This is a genomic window from Mycolicibacterium arcueilense, from assembly GCF_058536225.1.
This window is the reverse complement of sequence record NZ_JBZTYL010000036.1, coordinates 126,252-145,146: the sequence shown is the minus strand read 5'-3', so window position 1 is coordinate 145,146 and position 18,895 is coordinate 126,252. Positions and strand designations below refer to the sequence as shown.

General features: G+C 64.8%; 16 protein-coding genes. 11 read left to right on the top strand and 5 right to left on the bottom strand.

Going from position 1 to position 18,895, the window contains the following annotated elements:
- Positions 1–54 precede the first annotated feature (54 nt).
- The 4 genes from AC4LGL_RS31155 to AC4LGL_RS31140 all read left to right on the top strand — a co-directional run bounded on the left by AC4LGL_RS31155 (position 55) and on the right by AC4LGL_RS31140 (position 4,764).
- Positions 55–483, top strand: coding sequence for an MmpS family transport accessory protein (locus AC4LGL_RS31155; protein ID WP_491842126.1), 429 nt, complete (start codon positions 55–57; stop codon positions 481–483).
- Positions 480–3,365 carry an MMPL/RND family transporter gene (locus AC4LGL_RS31150; protein WP_491842125.1) on the top strand — a complete coding sequence of 962 codons (2,886 nt, stop codon included), beginning with the start codon at positions 480–482 and terminating at the stop codon, positions 3,363–3,365. Before AC4LGL_RS31155 ends, AC4LGL_RS31150 begins: the two co-directional genes overlap by 4 nt.
- 5 nt (positions 3,366–3,370) lie before the next feature.
- Entirely contained in the window at positions 3,371–3,997 is a 627-nt protein-coding gene (locus AC4LGL_RS31145; protein ID WP_491842124.1) for a TetR/AcrR family transcriptional regulator, read from the top strand.
- A gap of 272 nt (positions 3,998–4,269) precedes the next feature.
- Positions 4,270–4,764: a DUF5994 family protein gene (locus AC4LGL_RS31140; RefSeq protein ID WP_491842123.1), complete on the top strand. Its 495-nt coding sequence runs from the start codon at positions 4,270–4,272 to the stop codon at positions 4,762–4,764.
- A 58-nt stretch (positions 4,765–4,822) separates the two neighbouring features.
- Here the strand turns inward: AC4LGL_RS31140 and AC4LGL_RS31135 are convergent, their stop codons facing one another.
- The 3 genes from AC4LGL_RS31135 to AC4LGL_RS31125 all read right to left on the bottom strand — a co-directional run bounded on the left by AC4LGL_RS31135 (position 4,823) and on the right by AC4LGL_RS31125 (position 7,598).
- Positions 4,823–5,026, bottom strand: a complete 204-nt coding sequence (locus AC4LGL_RS31135; RefSeq protein ID WP_065459362.1) for a cold-shock protein — start codon at positions 5,024–5,026, stop codon at positions 4,823–4,825.
- 161 nt (positions 5,027–5,187) lie between these two features.
- Entirely contained in the window at positions 5,188–6,150 is a 963-nt protein-coding gene (locus tag AC4LGL_RS31130) for a DUF808 domain-containing protein (protein ID WP_491842122.1), read from the bottom strand.
- A gap of 35 nt (positions 6,151–6,185) precedes the next feature.
- Positions 6,186–7,598 carry an NCS2 family permease gene (locus AC4LGL_RS31125; RefSeq protein WP_491842121.1) on the bottom strand — a complete coding sequence of 471 codons (1,413 nt, stop codon included), beginning with the start codon at positions 7,596–7,598 and terminating at the stop codon, positions 6,186–6,188.
- 309 nt (positions 7,599–7,907) lie between these two features.
- Here AC4LGL_RS31125 and AC4LGL_RS31120 point away from each other — a divergent pair, with 309 nt between their 5' ends.
- The 3 genes from AC4LGL_RS31120 (at position 7,908) to AC4LGL_RS31110 (ending at position 12,065) form a co-directional block, all read left to right on the top strand.
- Entirely contained in the window at positions 7,908–8,522 is a 615-nt protein-coding gene (locus tag AC4LGL_RS31120) for a sigma-70 family RNA polymerase sigma factor (RefSeq protein WP_491842120.1), read from the top strand.
- Between the two features lie 208 nt (positions 8,523–8,730).
- Positions 8,731–9,159 carry an MmpS family transport accessory protein gene (locus tag AC4LGL_RS31115; RefSeq protein ID WP_064881610.1) on the top strand — a complete coding sequence of 143 codons (429 nt, stop codon included), beginning with the start codon at positions 8,731–8,733 and terminating at the stop codon, positions 9,157–9,159.
- The gene (locus AC4LGL_RS31110; protein ID WP_491842119.1) at positions 9,156–12,065 is read left to right on the top strand and encodes an MMPL/RND family transporter; all 2,910 of its coding nucleotides are present in this window, start codon (positions 9,156–9,158) and stop codon (positions 12,063–12,065) included. Before AC4LGL_RS31115 ends, AC4LGL_RS31110 begins: the two co-directional genes overlap by 4 nt.
- A 10-nt stretch (positions 12,066–12,075) precedes the next feature.
- Here AC4LGL_RS31110 and AC4LGL_RS31105 read toward each other — a convergent pair whose 3' ends face one another.
- Complete coding sequence (locus AC4LGL_RS31105) at positions 12,076–12,699, bottom strand: TetR/AcrR family transcriptional regulator (RefSeq protein ID WP_491842118.1); 624 nt, start codon at positions 12,697–12,699, stop codon at positions 12,076–12,078.
- A 104-nt stretch (positions 12,700–12,803) separates the two neighbouring features.
- On the opposite strand from AC4LGL_RS31105, the gene AC4LGL_RS31100 reads away from it, so the two are divergent.
- From AC4LGL_RS31100 to AC4LGL_RS31085, 4 genes are all read left to right on the top strand, one after another.
- Positions 12,804–14,018: a cytochrome P450 gene (locus AC4LGL_RS31100; RefSeq protein WP_491842117.1), complete on the top strand. Its 1,215-nt coding sequence runs from the start codon at positions 12,804–12,806 to the stop codon at positions 14,016–14,018.
- Between the two features lie 109 nt (positions 14,019–14,127).
- Entirely contained in the window at positions 14,128–15,351 is a 1,224-nt protein-coding gene (locus AC4LGL_RS31095) for an MFS transporter (RefSeq protein WP_491842116.1), read from the top strand.
- Positions 15,351–16,502: an acyl-CoA dehydrogenase family protein gene (locus AC4LGL_RS31090; protein WP_491842115.1), complete on the top strand. Its 1,152-nt coding sequence runs from the start codon at positions 15,351–15,353 to the stop codon at positions 16,500–16,502. The genes AC4LGL_RS31095 and AC4LGL_RS31090 overlap by 1 nt, the downstream gene beginning before the upstream one ends.
- A gap of 71 nt (positions 16,503–16,573) precedes the next feature.
- On the top strand, positions 16,574–17,389 hold the full coding sequence (locus AC4LGL_RS31085) for an acyl-CoA thioesterase (protein WP_491842114.1): 816 nt from the start codon (positions 16,574–16,576) through the stop codon (positions 17,387–17,389).
- On the opposite strand, the gene AC4LGL_RS31080 is transcribed toward AC4LGL_RS31085, so the two are convergent.
- A complete protein-coding gene (locus tag AC4LGL_RS31080; protein WP_491842113.1) occupies positions 17,379–18,857 on the bottom strand; it encodes a PucR family transcriptional regulator in 1,479 nt (492 codons plus the stop codon). The two genes, AC4LGL_RS31085 and AC4LGL_RS31080, sit on opposite strands and share 11 nt — an antisense overlap.
- Between the last annotated feature and the right edge of the window lie 38 nt (positions 18,858–18,895).

Sequence of the window (18,895 nt, the reverse complement as noted above, 5' to 3'; positions counted from 1 at the left end):
ACCTGAGTTCCGTCTGGGTTAATTTTCAAGTGTCACAGTCGGGGAGGCGCAACGGTGTTCAGGTTGCTCAAAAAAGCGTGGATACCGATTGTGCTGGTGGTTGTCGTCGGCCTGGGCGCCTACGCGATCCTTCGAATTCGGGAGACCGACAAACAGGGACCGAACTTGGCGGAGGGCTCCGGAATCACCGAGAACTTCAATCCGAAGCACATCAAGTACGAGATCACCGGTTCCGGGGGCACGGCGAACATCAACTATCTCGACGAATACGGTCAACCCAACCTCATCGAAAACGCCCCGCTGCCCTGGTCGTTCACGATCGTGACGACGCTGCCGTCCATGTCGGCCAACATCATGGCTCAGGGTGACGACGACGTCAGTGGTCTCGGATGCCGGGTGACCGTCGACGACGACGTCCGTGACGACCGGGCGAGCACCGACACCTTCAAACCGTTCATCTACTGCTTGGTGAAATCCGTATGAGCAACGCGCACTCGAAGACCCATCGCCCGTTCCTGGGCCACATGGTCCGGATCTTTTCGCTGCCGATCGTCGTGTTCTGGGTACTCCTCACGGTTGCCCTGGGAACCCTTGTCCCGTCACTCGATGAGGTCGCCGCATCCCGGTCCGTGCCGCTGAGCCCCACCAGTTCGGACTCCTACAAGGCGATGCTGAACATCGGCAAGGTGTTTCAGCAGTACGATTCGGATTCCTCAGCGATGGTGGTGCTGGAGAGCGACGAACCGGTCGGTGCGGCCGCGCACAAGTACTACGACGAGATCGTCGCGAAACTGAAGGCCGATACCGAGCACGTCCAGAACGTTCAAGACTTCTGGAGCGATCCGATGACCGCGGCGGGTTCGCAGAGTGTGGACGGCAAGTCCGCTTATGTGCAGATCTTCCTTGCCGGGGACCAGGGCACCAGCAAGAGCCACGACTCCGTGGCCGCGGTGCGTGACATCGTGGCCTCGGTGCCCGCTCCGCCGGGTATCTCGGCCCACGTCGCCGGAAACAGCGTGCTCAACGCCGATACCAGCGTGGCAGGCCATCAAAGTATGGCGAAAATGGAGTTGGTGTCGGTCGGCGTCATCATCGTGATGCTGCTCGCGGTGTACCGCTCCGTCGTGACGCTGCTCGTGTCGATGGTCGTCATTCTTGTGGAACTATTTGCCGCACAGGGTGTTACGGCTGCCGCCGGTTACCTGAACATCATCGGCCTGACCCCGTACGCGGTGAGCATGGTGACCATGCTGGCCCTGGCCGCAGGCACCGATTATGTGATATTCCTCCTCGGCCGATATCACGAGGAGAGATCGAAAGGCCTGGACCGCGAGGACGCGTTCTACGTCGCCTACAGCGGCGTATCGCACGTCATCCTCGGCTCCGGTTTGACGATCGTCGGGGCCTGCCTGTGCCTCACCATGACCACGCTGCCCTACTTCCAGACCATGGGTCTGCCCTGCGCCATCTCAGTTCTGGTGATCATCATCGCCGGACTGACGTTGGCACCTGCCGTCCTGACCATCGCGTCGAAGTTCGGCCTGCTCGATCCCAAGCACAAGATCGCGTCGCCGGGTTGGCGCAAGATCGGTACGTCGGTGGTTCGCTGGCCGATCCCCATCGTCTTCGTCACCAGCCTGATCGCCGTCATCGGCTTCGCCGCCCTGATGACCTATGTGCCGCAATACAACGACAAGCAGTTCACCCCCGCCGATATGCCGGCGAACCTGGCCATGGGCGTTGCTGATCGGCACTTCTCCCAAGCCCGGATGAACCCCGAGCTGCTGATGCTAGAAGCGGATCATGACCTGCGCACCCCCTCGGACATGCTGGTGATCGAAAAGGTCGCCAAGAACGTGATGCACATGCGGGGAATCGAACGGGTGCAGACCATCACCCGCCCGTTGGGTGCCCCGATCGAGCACAGCTCGATCCCGTTCCTGCTCGGCGCGCAGAACGCCAGCACGCTGCAGTCCGCCAAGTTCAACAACGACAACTCGGCGCAGATGCTCGAACAGGCCGACGAGATGAGCAAGACCGTCGCCAGCATGGAACGCATGTACGCCATCACCAAGGAGCTCACCGAAACCACCCACAGCATGGTGGGTCGAACCCACGACATGGTGGAAGCGACCAAGGAGATGCGGGACAACCTGGCCAATTTCGACGATTTCTTCCGGCCGCTGCGCAACTACCTCTACTGGGAGCCGCACTGCTTCGACATCCCGATGTGCCAGTCGATGCGGTCGATCTTCGACACTCTCGACGGCATCGACAAATTGACCGATGAAATGCAGGGTCTGACAGTCGACATGGACCGCATGGATCAGCTGATGCCGCAGATGTTGCCGGTGTTGCAGGACACCATCGGGACGATGAAGCGGATGCGAGACTTCATGATCGCGACGCACAGCACCATGGCCGGTACCCAGGCCGCGCAACAGGAGGCGGCGAAGGGGGCGACGGAGATCGGCCTGTACTTCGATCAGGCCAAGAACGACGACATGTTCTACCTGCCTCCGGATGTGTTCGAGAACCCTGACTTCAACCGTGCGGTCAAGATGTTCATGTCGCCCGACGGCAAGGCGGTCCGAATGATCATCACCCACCAGGGCGACCCGGCCTCGGTGGACGGTATCGAACATGTCCGCGACCTCAAAGGTGTTGTCGCCGATGCGCTCAAGGGCACCCCGCTGGCCAGTGCGAAGGTATCGCTCGCCGGTACGGCATCGATGTACAGCGACATGCAGGATGGCGTGGTAACCGATCTGATGATCGTGGTGATCGCGGCGATGATCCTCATTTTCAGCATCATGCTGATCATCACCCGAAGTGTGGTGGCCGCCATGGTGATCGTGGGCACGGTGGCCGCTTCTCTGGGAACGGCGTGTGGCTTGTCGGTGTTGCTCTGGCAGGACATCCTGGGCCTGGGCGTGCAGTGGATCGTGATCCCGCTGTCGATGGTGATCCTGCTGGCGGTGGGTTCGGACTACAACCTGTTGGTGGTCTCGCGCTTCAGGGAAGAGATCCACGCCGGGCTCAATACCGGGATCATCCGCGGGATCGGGGCCACCGGCCGTGTCGTCACCGCGGCCGGCCTGGTGTTCGCCTTCACCATGATGTCGATGATCGTGTCGGATCTGCGGGTGGTCGGCCAACTCGGTATGACGATCGGCATCGGCCTGGTAGTGGATACGCTGATCGTGCGCTCGTTCATGACACCGTCCATCGCGGCGGCGCTGGGTCGCTGGTTCTGGTGGCCGCTCAACACCTTTGAGATCACCCGGCAGGGGCGCCTTGAGCGCGAACGCAAGAAGGCCAGTGAGAGCGACGACAGCACCGCGCCCATCCCGACCAGTAGATGATTGTCGTGAGTGACTGTGGCAGTACGCCGGACGCAGAGTCGAGACTGCGCCGGCGCACCGACGGCCGCCTTGATCGGTCGCGTGATCCGGCGATCCTCAATGCGGCGTTGGCTGCGTTGGCCGAAAACGGTTACGTCAACACCAATATGAACGACATCGCCGCGCGCGCCGGTGTCGGTAAGGCGGCCATCTACCGGCGCTGGTCGTCGAAGGCCGCGTTGATCACCGATGCGCTGGTGTACTGGAAGCCGGACCTGATGGAGGACGACGCGCCCGACACCGGAAGCCTGGAAGGCGATTTCGACGAAATCGTCCAGCGCACCGCGCGCAGTGACAACGACCTCTTCTCGTACGACCTGGTGCTGAGGGTGGCGGTCGAGGCCACCCACGACCCGCACCTCGGCTCGGCGCTCGAAGATCTGATGCTGCTCAAGGGCCGCCGCGTGATGACGACGATCCTGGCGCAGGCCGTTGCTCGCGGCGAGGTCGCCGCCGACCGGGACTGGTCGTTGGTGGCCGATGTGCTGACCGGAATGGGTCTGATGCGGGTGGTCAACGGTCAGAGCGTCGACTCGAAGTTTGTCCGCGATGTCATCGACACCTTGATCCTGCCGGCCGTCCGCGGCCGATGACGATGGTGGCCCGTGGTGCCCCCGGCACCGCGCCGTCGCGGCCATCGGGTGTAGGTTTGTGGTTAGGCCCGGTGATCAACCATCGCTCGCCTCCAAACCCCGTGCGGTAGTCCCGCACCTTTCGAGGACACTCTTATGGAATCGTCCGAACTGTTTTCACATCCCGAGCAGCAAGAACCCGTGCCGGCGGTCGAGAGCTCGAATGCTCCGCCGGCGGATCTGGTTTTCTCGGATCGGCCCAGGCCACAGTCGCGTGCAGATGCGCAGTCGTCGTGAACGGCCTCAACGGGACACGGCGGCTCGCCAGTCCCGTCCGCCTCACGCTCGCCCGACAGTTGGGCGCGGATATCGACGGAGCGTGGTGGCCACACACCGCCTCGGTGGCAAGCGAACTGCCCGAACTGGTCGGGGCGCTGCATCGATCACTGGGGGAAGTTGTTGATATTCGCGTCAATTGGTCGGCCGCGGAGGGGCAGCTCGACCTCGACTCGATCGTGACCGGCACCCGGGTGCCCAACGGGGTGAAGCTGAGTCGGCCACGGTTGATGATGGTGGCGGGCCGGGACGCGTGCGTGAAACTCCTTGTCGTCCCGTGCAAGACATCCGTCGCCCTGGGCGGGTTGGTGATGCGTTGTGCCGCAGCGATGCCCGTGGAGGACGCGGTACGGCGCACCCCGGTGTTCGACACCGCAGATCGGGTGCTGGGCGTAGCCCGGGTCGAATCCGTGCGCTGGTTGGGGCATCTGCAGGCCGAAACGCCGGTGTGACATGAAGATGGGCTGGTACGGAAGCATCCGTACCAGCCCATCTCAGGTCTTGGGGCGATCAGATCGCAGTGACTCCCACCGCCTGGGGGCCCTTGGCACCCTGGGTGATCTCGAACTCGACACGCTGGTTCTCTTCGAGCGACCGGAATCCACCACCGTTGATCTCGGAGTAGTGGACGAAGACGTCCGGGGCGCCGCCGTCAGGAGCGATGAAGCCGAAGCCCTTTTCGCCGTTGAACCATTTCACAGTTCCCTGTGTCATATTTTTACTTCTCTCATTGTAAAACTGGACGTACCAAAAACGTCCTGGACGAGTATGACACGTCGATGCGTGGCGCGCCTAAAAGTATTTGCCTTTGCCGCAATCGGTTTTGCTGCGGTGCGGGTCCAATTGCCCATGGGTGGAATAGCTTCGACCCGCAGTCAGGCAGGGGTGTCGTGACCCTCTTTCTTGCCGAACGGCAGCACATGCACGATCCCCACCACCACGGTGCCGACCACCAGACCGATGACTGCCGATGCGGCGGTGTTGGTCAGCCAGGCCAGCACTCCGCCGAACGGGTCGCCCACCGCGTGGTGCACCGCTTCCTCGGCGTGGTGGACCACGTCGTAGATGGTGCGCCAGCCCAGCGTGTTGGTGCCCGCCAGCAGGATGTGCCCACCGACCCACAACATCGCGACCGTGCCGATGGTCGACAGTGCCGACAGCAGCTTGGGCATCCCGGCGACCAGGCCACGGCCGATTTTCTGTGCCACCTTCGATGAGCGCTGGGCCATCAGCAGGCCGATGTCGTCCATCTTGACGATGCCGGCCACCACTCCGTAGACCGCGGCGGTGATCACCAGGGCGACGATCACCAGGATGATCAGCCGTGGCCAGAAAGTCTGGTTGGCCACCTCGTTGAGGGCGATCACCATGATCTCGGCGGACAGGATGAAGTCGGTCCGGATTGCCCCGGTGATCATGTACTTCTCGGCGTCGCCGCCGACGGCCGTGGTGGGTTCGTCGTGGGTGTCGTGTCCGCCGTGGCCGGTGAACCGCCCCCAGACCTTCTCGGCGCCCTCGAAACACAGGTAGGTGGCGCCCAGCATCAGGATCGGGGTCAGCAACCACGGTGCGAACTGGCTGAGCAGCAAGGCCGCGGGCAGGATGAACAGGATCTTGTTGCGCAGCGAGCCGATCGCGATGCGCTTGATGACCGGTAGCTCGCGGTCGGCACTGATGCCGTGCACGTACTGCGGCGTCACCGCGGTGTCGTCGATCACCACGCCGGCTGCCTTGGCGGTCGCCTTGCCGGTGGCCGCACCGATGTCGTCGATCGAAGCCGCCGCCAGCCGCGCCAGGGCAGCAATGTCGTCGAGCAAACCGAACAGGCCGGCGCTCATACCGTTGTCCCCATGTTCGAGAAGGCTACCGGCCGCTACATGCCGATGAGTGACTCGATCCAGCCCCGGGCGAAGTACAGGATGAAGCCGGCGGCCACGATCCACAGCAGCGGGCTGACCTCACGGGCCTTACCGGCGGCCGACCGCAACACCGCCCAGGCCACAAAGCCGACGCCGATGCCGTTGGCGATCGAATAGCTGAAGGCCATGGTGGCCACGGTGAGCACCACGGGCAGGGCCACCGAGAACTCGGAGAGGTCGATGTGGCGCAGCTGCGAGACCATCATGGCGCCGACGATCACAAGGGCCGCGGCCGCGACCTCGGTGGGCACGATCGAGGCCAGCGGGGCGACGAACATGGCCGCGAGGAACAGGGCACCGGTGACGAGGTTGGCGAACCCGGTGCGGGAGCCCTCCTCGATGCCCGCGCCGGATTCGATGAACACGGTGTTCGACGACGCCGAGGAGGATCCGCCGACGACGGCACCGGCGCCCTCGACGATCAGCGCTGACTTCAGCCGCGGGAAGTTGCCCTGCGGGTCGGACAGACCGGCCTCCCGCGACAGCCCGGTCATCGTGCCCATGGCGTCGAAGAAGTTGGCGAACACCAGCGTGAACACCAGCATGATGGCCGCCAAGTACCCGATCCGGCTGAAGGCGCCCAGGCTGACGTCGCCGACCAGCGACAGGTCGGGCAGCGCGAACGGGGAGCCGGACAGGGTCGGGACCGACAGGCCCCAGCCGCCGGGCTTGTCCTGAGCCGACCCGAGGTGCCAGATCGCCTCGACGATCACGGCCACCACGGTGCCGGTGACCAGACCGATCAGGATGCCGCCGCGGACTTTGCGTGCCACGAGGATGCCGGTGACCAGCAGGGTGAATACGAAGACGACGGTCGGCACGGTGTTGATCGACCCGATGCCGCCGGTGCCGAGCCCGACCGGGGGAGAGGCCAGACCGGTGGAGCCGACGAACCCGGCGTCGACCACTCCGATGAAGAGGATGAACAGGCCGATGCCCGCGGTGATCGCCAATTTGAGCTGCATGGGCACTGCGTCGAACACCATGCGGCGGAACCCGCTGGCGGCCAGCGCCACGATGATCAGACCGTCGATGACCACGAGGCCCATGGCCTCGGGCCAGGTGACTGTGCCCACCACGGTCGTGGCCAGAAACGAGTTGATGCCCAGGCCCGCGGCGAACGCGAACGGCAGTCGCGCGATGATCCCGAACAGGATCGTCATCACGCCGGCCGCCAGACAGGTGGTGGCCGAGACTTGCGCGAATGCGAGCTTGTTGCCCGCGACGTCGGCGGTGGCGGAGAGGACGACCGGGTTCAGCACGATGATGTAGGCCATCGCGATGAAGGTGACCAGGCCTCCACGGATCTCGGAGAGGGCCGTCGAGCCGCGAGCCGAGATCTCGAAGAAGCGATCGAGTCGATTCATAACCGATGAGCCTAAGGCGGGAGTGGCCCGGTTTCCTGACGTATGGCCGATGTCTGCCGCGGATTCATCAGCGAGATGTGCAAATGCAACAGCCGCAAAGAGATTGGCGCCGGGAAAACCATTTGACCTCAACTTGGGTTGAGGTGTCATGCTGCGTGCATGACAGTTCGGCGCGGCCGGCGCGGTGTGGAAAACCACCGCGAACCTGGGGGTAATCCCCCTGGGGATCGGCTGCGTCGCCGGATAGCTTCGAGTGGCGAGCATCTGAGGCTAGCGATATGAGCAGTGGCAGGAGCGGGGGCCATGCCGATGAGCACAGGTAGGCACGTGAGTTTCGACGACGATTGTCGCGCGGAGCGATTCGAGCGTGATGCGCTGCCGCTGGTGGATCAGCTGTTCGCGGCCGCGCGTCGTTACACGCGCAATATGGCCGACGCCGAGGACCTCGTGCAGGAGACAATGGTCAAGGCCTACAGCAGTTTTCACACGTACCAGGACGGCACGAACATCCGAGCCTGGCTGTTCCGGATCCTGACCAACACGTGGATCAACTCCTACCGCACCGCGCAGCGTCGACCGCAGGAGGTCTTCGCCGACGAGCTCTCCGACGCCCAGCTCGCGGAGGTGGCGCAGCGATTCCCGCTCGGCGTGGTCTCGGCGGAACTGGCGGCCCTGGAGTCGATGGGCGATGACGAGGTGCGCGGGGCGATGCGGGCATTGCCGGAATCACAAGGCGTCGTCGTGTACTACGCCGACGTTGCGGGTTTCCGGTACAAGGAGATCGCGGAGATTCTGCAGATTCCGGTGGGGACGGTGATGTCGAGGCTGCATCGCGGGCGCCGCGCCCTGCGTTCGAGGCTGGTTGAAATGGCCGCCGCCCGAGGCTATCTGGATCGTCCTTCGCGTGACGGCACGGCGGCCTAGCGCGCCGGTCTCCAGCCTTTCAGGAAATCGACAGCTAGTTCCCAGCATCGAGGCCGTGACTGCGCCCTCGGTCGCAGCGGTGTAAAGTTCCCCGCGCTGTACATAGTTATTCGAACTAATTCGCCGAGCGCCGAAAGCCTCATCGCTGTCGGCGGGTTCGGGTAATCGTCGGGAGGTACCGGTGAGTCCTGGTCGGGGTGCTCGTCGTGTGTTGAAACACGCATGGATTCCAGTGGTTCTGATTGTCGTACTGGCCGTATCGGGCCTGGTGGTCTCACGACTACACCGGATGTTCGGCTCGGAGGATCTCAACGCGAATGCCGGAGCCGGGATCGAGATCGTCCAGTTCAACCCCAAGGTGGTCTTGTACGAGGTGTACGGGCCGCCCGGAACTTCCGCCGAGATCAGTTATTTCGATCCAGACGCCAAGGTGCACTCGGTCAACGCCCAGCTGCCCTGGTCCGTCACCTTGTCCACCACGTTGCCGACGGTCAGCGCGAACCTCATGGCGCGCAGCGACAGTGAAAGCAGCGGCGACCACATCGGGTGCCGTGTGACCGTCAACGGCACCGTGCGCGAGGAGCAATCCGCCAATGGCGTCAACGCCCAGACCTACTGCCTGGTGAAGTCCGCATGACCACATCCGTCACCTCGCCCGAGTCCACCGGCAAGCCGAAGCGGCCTGCCTTCCCGCACCTGCTCCGCATTCTGGCGTGGCCGATCATCCTGATCTGGATCGCGATCGCGGTCGTCGTGAATGTGATCGCGCCGCAGCTGGAGGTCGTCGGCGAATTGCACGCCGCACCGATGGCGCCCGAGGACGCCCCGTCGATGCAGGCCATGAAGTTGATGGGCGCCAACTTCCAGGAGTTCAACTCCAACAGCACGATCATGATCGTCATCGAGGGCCAGGAGCCGCTGGGCCCGGACGCGCACCAGTACTACGACGAGATCATCCACAAGCTGCAGCAGGATCCCGAGCACATCCAGCACATCCAGGACTTCTGGGGTGACACGCTGACCGCGGCCGGCGCGCAGAGCGCCGACGGCAAGGCGTCGTACGTGATGATCAACCTCGCCGGCGAGCAAGGCATGACGCTCGCCAACGAGGGCGTCGAAGCCGTCCGCAAGGTCATCGAGGAGACGAAGGCTCCGCCCGGGGTGCAGGCGCACGTCGCCGGCCCTGCCGCACTGACCAACGACATGCACGTCATCGGCAACGCGAGCCTGGCCGAGATCACCCTGATCACCCTGGTCGCCATCGCAGCCATGCTGCTGGTGGTCTATCGCTCGATCAGGACCACGCTGATCCAGTTGTTCCTGACGTTCCTGGCGCTGCTGACCGCCCGCGGCGTGGTGTCCGTGCTGGCCATGCACGACGTGTTCGGGTTGACCACCTTCGCGGGCAACATCCTGACTATGTTGGCGATCGCCGCTGCCACCGACTACGGCATCTTCATCTTCGGCCGGTACCGCGAAGACCGCGGCATGGGCCTGGACCGGGATGACTCCTACTACGCGACCTTCAAATCGGTCGCGCCCGTCATCGTGGGTTCCGGTCTGACCATCGCCGGAGCGACCTACTGCCTCAGCTTCGCGCGACTGCCCTACTTCTCCACCATGGGTGCCCCTGTCGCGATCGGCATGGTCGTTGTCGTGGTCATCTCGGTCACGCTCGGCCCGGCGGTGCTCTACCTCGGCAGCCGTGTCGGGCTGTACGAGTCCAAGCGGCCCCCGCAGAGCAAGTTCTGGCGCAAGGTCGGCACCGCGGTGGTGCGTTGGCCCGCACCGATTTTCGTGACCAGCCTGTTCATCGTGCTGATCGGGGTGGTGGCCATCCCCGGGTACAAGCCGGCTTACAACGACCGGTACTACCTGCCCGACGATGCCCCGGTGAACGTCGGTTTCGCCGCTGCCGACCGGCATTTCTCCCAGGCCAGGATGAACCCCGACATCCTGATGGTCGAGTCCACCCATGACATGCGCAATCCCGCCGACATGCTTGTGCTGAACAAGATTTCGAGCAACGTGATGCACTCCGAAGGCATCGCGATGGTGCAGAGCATCACCCGGCCGCTGGGAATCCCCATCCAGCACAGCTCGATTCCGTTCCAGACCAGTATCTCGGGGCAGACCAGCAATATGAACCTGCCGTTCCAGCGCAAGCAACTCGACGACCAGCTTCGGATGATCGACGCGACCAACACCTCGATCGACATCATGAAGCGGCAATACCAGCTCTCGCTCGAACAGACCCACCTCACCCAGGACTCCGCGGCGAAGTCGCAGGAGCTGCTGGAGGTCACCAAGAAGATGCGGGACAACATCGCGAACTTCGACGACCAGTTCCGGCCCATGCGTAACTACTTCTACTGGGAACCGCACTGCTTCGACATCCCGATGTGCTCTGCGGCCCGGTCGGTCTTCGACGCCCTCGACGGGATCGACGAGCTGACCGACAAGACCTCGTCGGTACAGGTCAACACCGATCAACTCGCGGACCTCGCGCCGAAGCTGACCGCGTTGCTCCCGCAGACGATCGCGTCGATGGAAACCAGCCGGGACCTGTCGCTGGCGTCGTACAACTCGCAGAAGGCCCTGATCGACCAGATGCAGGCGATGAACGACACCGCGCTGTCGATGGGTGCGGCCTTCGACGACGCCAAGAACGACGACCTGTTCTATCTGCCCCCGGAAGCCTTCACGAATCCCGATTTCGAGCGCGGCCTCAAGATGTTCCTGTCGCCGGACGGTAAGTCCGCCCGCATGTTCATCACCCACCAGACCGACCCGGCGACGGTGGATGGGATCGCACGCGTCGAGTCCGAGCGCAAAGCCGCGCAAGAGGCGCTGAAGATGTCGTCACTGTCGGACGCCAAGATCTATCTCGGCGGTGTCGCGGCGACCTACAAGGACATGTCCGACGGTGCCCGCTATGACCTGATGATCGCGGTGGTGTCGGCGCTGACGCTGATTTTCATGATCATGCTCATTCTGACGCGCAGTGCGGTGGCCGCGTTGGTCATCGTGCTGACGGCCGGCAGTTCGATCGCCGCGTCGTTCGGCATCTCGGTGTTGTTGTGGCAGGACCTGTTCGGGATGCCGGTGCACTGGCTGGTCATGCTGATGTCGGTGATCATCCTGCTGGCGGTCGGATCCGACTACAACCTGCTGCTGGTGTCCCGGTTCCAGGACGAGATCCACGCGGGCCTGAAGACCGGCATCATCCGGTCCATGGCCGGCACCGGTGGCGTGGTCACCTCGGCCGGGCTGGTGTTCGCGGCCACGATGGCCGGCATGATGGCGAGCAACCTGATTGTGCTGGCCCAGATGGGCTCGACCATCGCGATCGGCCTGCTGATCGACACCTTCATCGTGCGGTCACTGCTGATGCCGTCCATCGCCACCCTGCTGGGCAGGTGGTTCTGGTGGCCGCAAGTGGTTTATCCCCGCGGGGACAACCACTTCCGCAAGCCGTCGCCGCCGCGTCCGCCCCGCGCCGACGATGAGGACACAGCGGCCATTCCGGTGTCGTCGGGTTAACGTCGCACGTTCACATCGGCCAATTGTCCAGGGAATCAGGACGATTGAGGGGCGCAGCGGCGGGCAGCGGTCGCGGCTGCGCGGTGGTGATGGCATCCAGGATCAGGACCACATAGCGGCGCCAGCCGTCGCTGCCGAGGTCCATCGTCCACAGCACGCTGTTGAGCATCGCAACGATCCTCGGCAGATCCTCGGCGACGAGATCGCCGCGAACCAGGCCGTCCTCCTGGGCCCGCGTCGTGAGTTCCTGCATGGCGGCTTCGAGGCGATCCGCGACGTTGGCCAGCGCGTCGGCGCGCCTGGCTGCAGCAAGGATGTTGTGCTCGGCGGCACCGAGTGCGGTGGCAGCCTCGATCAGCTCGGTCAGCCCGCGTAGCGGATCCTTCCTGGCGAGCGCTTTTTCGATTGCCGGAGACAGATTCTCATCGATGCTCTGATCGAGCGCGGCGCGCAGGAGGTCAGCCTTCGTCGGGAACCTGCGGTACAGCGTTCGTTCACCCACTCCGGCGCGGTCGGCGATCGTGTCGATCTGCGCATCGGGGCCGAGCTCGGCGAACACCTCACGAGCCGCCCGCAGGATGCGGTCGGCATTGCGCGCCGCATCGGTGCGCAGCGGGCGTTCGGCCATCGACATGGCGTCAGCCTATCTGACAGTTGACTGCCAGATCTGCTCGTTCTAACCTCGCAGCAACTGGCAGCTGACTGCCAGTTGCTGCCCGGAGATTGTGAGGATCACCGATGACCATGCCTCGTCCTGACGTGTCGGTGGAGGCTGAACTTCCCACGATCCCCGCTCCACGCGCTGACGGGTGCCCATTGGCGCCGGCCCCGGTGTTCGCCCGATGGCGGGAGGCCGAAGGACTTCAGGCCGCGGTCTGGAAGGGGAAGCCGGTATGGATGATCAGCCGCTACGAGGACATCCGGGCAGCCCTTGTCGACGAGCGGCTCAGCGCCAATACGGGGTTGTACGGCGTACCGACGGAGAGCGGCGAGATCGCCCTGATCTTTCCGCGTCTGGATGATCCCGAGCATCAGCGGCTGCGTCGAATGTTGACCAGGGACTTCACTTTCCGTCGTGCAGAAGGGATGCGTCCGCAGATTCAGGAGGTGGTAGACGGCTTCCTCGACGAGATGATCGCGGCCGGTTCGCCGGCGGACCTCGTGAGCAAGTTCGCGCTGCCGGTGCCGTCGATGGTCATTTGTCTGCTGCTGGGGGTGCCGTACGAGGATCACGAGTTCTTCCAGAAGCAGAGTGCGGCCGGGCTCGACGCCAACGCATCCGAGGAGGACCGCCTGCAGGCCCAGCTGGCGTTGTTCACCTACATGTTCGACCTGGTGGCCCGCAAGGAGCGGGAACCGGGTGACGATCTGATGAGTCGGCTGATCACCGACCATGTGGCCACGGGTGAACTCAACCGCGAAACTGCCGCCATGAACGGCCAGATGTTGTTGGCTGCCGGCCACGAAACCACCGCCAGCATGATCGCCTTGGGTGCGCTGGCCTTGATCCAGCATCCCGACGCTGCCGCGCGTCTACGGGAGACCGATGACCCAGCCGTGGTGGCCAGCATCGTCGAGGAGTTGATGCGCTATCTGTCGATCGTGCACAGCCTGGTGGACCGCGTTGCTCTGGAGGATGTGGTCATCGGCGGGCAGCTCGTCCGAGCCGGTGACGCGGTCCTCATGAACCTGCCTGCGGGCAACTTCGACACGGCATTCGTCGAACAACCCGATGCCTTCGACGTAAACCGCAACAGCCGAGGGCATCTCGGCTTCGGTTACGGCGTGCATCAGTGTCTCGGCCAGAACCTCGCTCGGGCCGAACTGCAGATCGCCCTGACCGCATTGGTGCGCAGACTGCCCGGATTGCGACTGGCGGTCGAGCCGAACGAGTTGAGATTCCACAACGACAAGGAGATCTACGGCGTTGTGGAGCTGCCGGTCACCTGGTGACTGCCGGCCCGGTGCCCAGCACCTAGCATTCGCCGAAACCGCATTCCGGCAGGAGAAGTGCGAGTAAAGGCCTGCTGGAATGCCACTTCGGCGGATAGGGAGGGGCACCATGACGTACTTCGGCGAGCTGCGGACCCACTGGCAACCGCTCGCTGCCGCCACCGCCGGACTCAGCGCCGGTCTGAGCCTGAGCGCCTACACCAATGCCGCGATGGGGCCGCAGTTCCTCGCGGCGTTCGGGTGGAGCCGCTCGGATTTCGCCCTGACCGGTGCGATCACGTTGCTGACGTTCGTGTTCCTGCCGTTCTACGGCCGCCTCGCCGACCTGTTCGGGGTCCGGCGGATTGCCGCCGTCGGCGTCGTCGGACTGCCTGCGTGCTGGGTCGCGTACGCGATGATGTCCGGACCCATCTGGCAGTACTTCGCGATCAACGTCGCCCTCATCGCGCTCGGGGTGACCACGACACCGGCGATCTACAGCCGGCTGGTCGCGACGCGTTTCCAGGCGGCCCGGGGTCTGGCCCTGGCCATCGCGATCTCCGGTCCGCCGCTGCTGGGTGCCATCGGCGCCCCGGCGCTCGATGTCGTCAACCGCACCTTTGGTTGGCGGGTCGGTTGTCTGGCCATCGCGGCCACCATTGCGCTCATCGGCGTCTTGGCCCTGGTGCTCGTTCCCGGACACAACGGCGAGCCGGCGCAGGCCGCGGGAGAACGTAAGGCCGGCAAGGACTACCGTGCCATCGGGCGCAGCAGGGTCTTCTGGATTCTGTTGACCGGTGTCCTGTTGTGCAACCTGTACCACTCGGTCACCACCACCCAGCTCGGGATCATGCTCGGCGACGCCGGGGCCGGCGCCGACGTCGCGGTGCTCATCACGGTGTTCGCGATCGCCGTCATCGTCGGTCGCTTCGTGTGCGGCGTGGCGCTCGATCGGCTGCCCGCGCAGGTGGTCGCCGCGGTGGCGATGGCACTGCCGGGTCTCGGCTGCCTGCTCATCGCGTCGCCGTGGGAGGGCATCGGTGTCCTCACCGTGGCCGTCTGCTGTCTCGGCGCCGCCTGGGGAGCCGAAGGTGATGTCATCGCCTACCTGGTGGCGCGGCACTTCAGCCTCGGCGTGTACAGCACCGTCCTCAGCATCCTGTCCGCGGTGATCGGTGTCTCGTCTGCGGTGGGGGCCGTGGTGCTCAGTCGTATGTTGGTTTCCACCAACAGCTTCGACGGGTTCCTGGTGTTGGCGGGAGTCGCCGCATTCATCGGAGGCGCCCTTCTGCTACTGCTGCGCCGTCGACCGGCCATATTTACAAATGACGATAAAAGTGTCACGGTGTGCTGATGGACTTCTCCCATGTCGAGCTCTCCGCGGAAGACCGGGCCTTCCGGGATGAGCTGCGGGCCTTCCTGGCCGAGGTGGTCACCGACGAGGTGATCCAGCATGACCGCGAGACCGGCGAGAACTTCGACGAGGCAGTGCATCTGGCCCTGGGCAAGGCCGGGTACCTGGCCGGTGACTACCAGGCCGAGGCCGACGGCGGATTCAGCGCGGTCCGGCGCCGCATCTGGGAGCTGGAAGTGGGCCGGGCGCACACCCCCTGGTTCCACTGGGGCACGACCGCGATGGTCGCGCATTCAATTGAGAAGTTCGCCTCACGCGAGCTTCTCGACGAGGTACTGCCCGGTGTCTTGGACGGGCGCCTGCGGCTGTGCCTGGGCTACACCGAACCCGAAGGCGGGTCCGACGTCGCGACCTGCAAGACCCGTGCCGTCCGGGATGGCGACAGCTGGATTATCAATGGGTCCAAGATGTTCACCTCGAATGCGCACAACGCCCAATACGTGTTCCTGCTGACCAACACCGACCCCGCCGCGCCCAAACACAAGAGCCTCACGATGTTCCTCGTGCCGCTGGATTCCGAGGGCGTCGAGATTCAGCCGATCCGCACCGTCGACGGGGACCGCACCAACATCACCTACTACAGCGACGTCCGGGTGAGCGACCGGTACCGCGTCGGCGAGGTCAACGGCGGCTGGACGGTGCTGCGTGGCGCGCTCGAACTCGAACACGGCACCTTCGAACGCGAGACCCGTGGCCTGCAGAAGCTCGCCACCATGACCGAGCACATCACCTTGATGGCCGAGGCAGTGGACCGCGTCGCTGCGGTGGCCCCGGACGACGCGGCGTCGCGTTACCGGTTGGGCCGGGGCGTCGCCCGGTTGGAAGCGGCTCTGAGCAGTCCCGACATGTACGGCCGTGTCGCGATCGCCCAGACCATGCGGGAGGTGTCGCCGGACCTGATGGATATCGTCGGATCCGCCGGCGCTTTGTCCGTCGGTACGCCGGGGGCCGTCGACGACGGTGCCGCCGAGTACATCTTCCGACTGGCCGGTCCGACCGGGATCTATGGCGGGACCCTCGAGGTGTTCCGCAACATGATCGCCCAGCAGGCGCTGGGCCTGGGCCGGCCGAACTACGCGCCCGCGAAGTGAGCCGCCGTGGCCGGCGGTGAGGCCCCTGGCGCGCGGAAAACCCGCGCAGGCGGCCTCGGTACTGTGGCCGGGTGCATCCCTTGGACAACGCCCTTGAGCTCGAACCCGCAGGTGATGACCGCTGGCGCGGGCGGACGCTGCCGGAGTGGGCCAACATGGTGGGCCCGTTCGGTGGCATCACCGCGGCCACCCTGCTGCACGCGGTAGAGCTGCACCCACAGCGGCACGGCCAACCGATCGCGCTGACCGTGAACTACGTGGCGCCCATCGCTGACGGTGCGTTCGAGGTCGTGACAAGGCTGGTCAAGACCAACCGGTCCAATCAGCACTGGATCGTCGAACTCAGCCAGGACGGCGAGGTCAAGACCACCGCCACCGCGGTATTCGGGCTGCGCCGGGAAGGCTGGTCGGACACCGAGATCGAATGGCCGCAGGCTCAGGCCCCCGAGGGCATCGAGCCGTCGGTGCCGCCGTTCGGCGTGGTGTGGTTCGACAACTTCGACATGCGTTTCGTCGACGGCGCGATGCCGGACGCCCACAATGATTCTGCCGAACCGACCGAATCGGCGAGTTCGACCACGACCCTGTGGGTACGCAACAAGCCTCCCAGGCCAATGGATTTCGCCGCGTTGACCGCGGTGAGCGATATCTTCTATCCGCGGGTGTTCCTGCGGCGCGGGCACTTCGTTCCGGCCGGGACGGTGTCGATCTCGGTGTATTTCCACGCCGACGACGAACAGCTCGCGGCTCAGGGGGACGACTTCATTCTGGGAACGGCACGGGCGCACCGATATTCCGGCGGCTACTTCGATCAGAGCGCCCGCCTGTTCGGGCGAAGCGGTGCGTTGCTGGCCACCAGCCACCAGTTCGTGTACTTCAAGGCCTGAGGTCCTCGGGCACCGATTGCAGGGCGATCCAGGCGCTCACCCGGGTCTGTGGATCGTCGAGCTTGCCGGGCAGCACCGTCTCGATGGCAGCGAGACGATTACGCACGGTGTTGCGATGCAGGCCGAGTTCCTCGGAGACCTTGAGTCTGGACCCGTGATGGCGCAGGAAACAACGCAACGTCTCCAGCTGCTCGGAATCGAGGCCGTGCAACCAGGATTCGGCGAAGGCGGCGGCCTTGTCGGGATCGATCAGACCCAGGGGGCCGTCGTCGATCACCCGGTCCCAGACCACCGGACCGGAGCCGTCGGTGGCCTGGCCCAGCGCCAGGCCCGCGGTGCGGTAACCCGTCTCGCCGTCGGTGGGCGCGACCGAATTCCCGACCCCGACGAGCAGCGCGTCCTCGGCCAGCCGGGACGCCGTCGACCCGGCCCGGGACGGTTCGGTGGTCGCGCACAGCTCACCGGCGTAGACCCCGGCAAGGATGCCGCGCCGCTCCAGGGCGGCCGCCGCGTTCTCGACGGCGGCCTCGTCCCCGGTGGCCCGCAAGAAGCGAATCCGCTTCGGCAGCACGGTCGCCGCCTGGTCCACCTCCAACACCAATTGGGCAGTGCGGACATCGCTTTCGGCGAGAAGCTCGATTGCCCGGCCACGCAGATGCCGACGGGTGGTGGCACGGCTGCGATCCTGTTCGTCGACGAGGCCCAACAGGGCCACGGCGGTCGTCACGGCCTGACGGTGTTCTTCCGATGCCCTGGCCGGCATCAAGGCGGCCAGATAGGCCGACGCCCGCCCGCGCAAACCGATGGGGTGCACCGACACCGAGGTGGTCGGATTGGACTGTGCCGCAGCCGAACGCAATCCGTGTGCCTGGAGGCGCATGACGTCGTCGGCGACCTCGTCGAGCGGAAACTCGCTGCGGCGGGCGCCGACCGGGCCGGTGACGACGCGGCCGTCGGGATTCATCAGGCACGTCGCGCCGTCGAGCGCCGCGGCCAGTGCAGTGATGACCGCAACGGCGGGATCCGGTTTGGCCGCCGCCGAGATGAGCTTGCGCTGCGTCTTGAGTGACTCGCGAGTGGCGGTGGACTCCTGTTCCTCCAGAAGGTGCGCGACGTATCGGCTGATCGCGACGAACGTGGTCGGACGCGGCACCTCGAACAGATTCACCTGGTGCCTGCGGCAGGCGTCGGCGAGTTCGGCGGGCGTTTCGGCGTGGGTGAGCCCGACGGCGAATCCGATGCCCGCCACCCCGGCGTCGGCAAGCCGGCGCACGTAGCCGTCCCACTGGCCGTGCCAGTCGCCGGTCTCCAAGCCGGTGGTCAGCAGGATCTCGCCGCCTTCCAGGAACGGCCCCGGGTCGGCGAGCTCACTTGTGGCCACCCAGCGGACCGCTGCGTCGGGTTGATCGACCTGCACGGCACTGAGTCCGAGTACGCGCTCGTCGAGGAGATCGCTGACCAGGACCATGCTGCCAGTTTTGCACAATTATCTGCTGCAAAATGTGC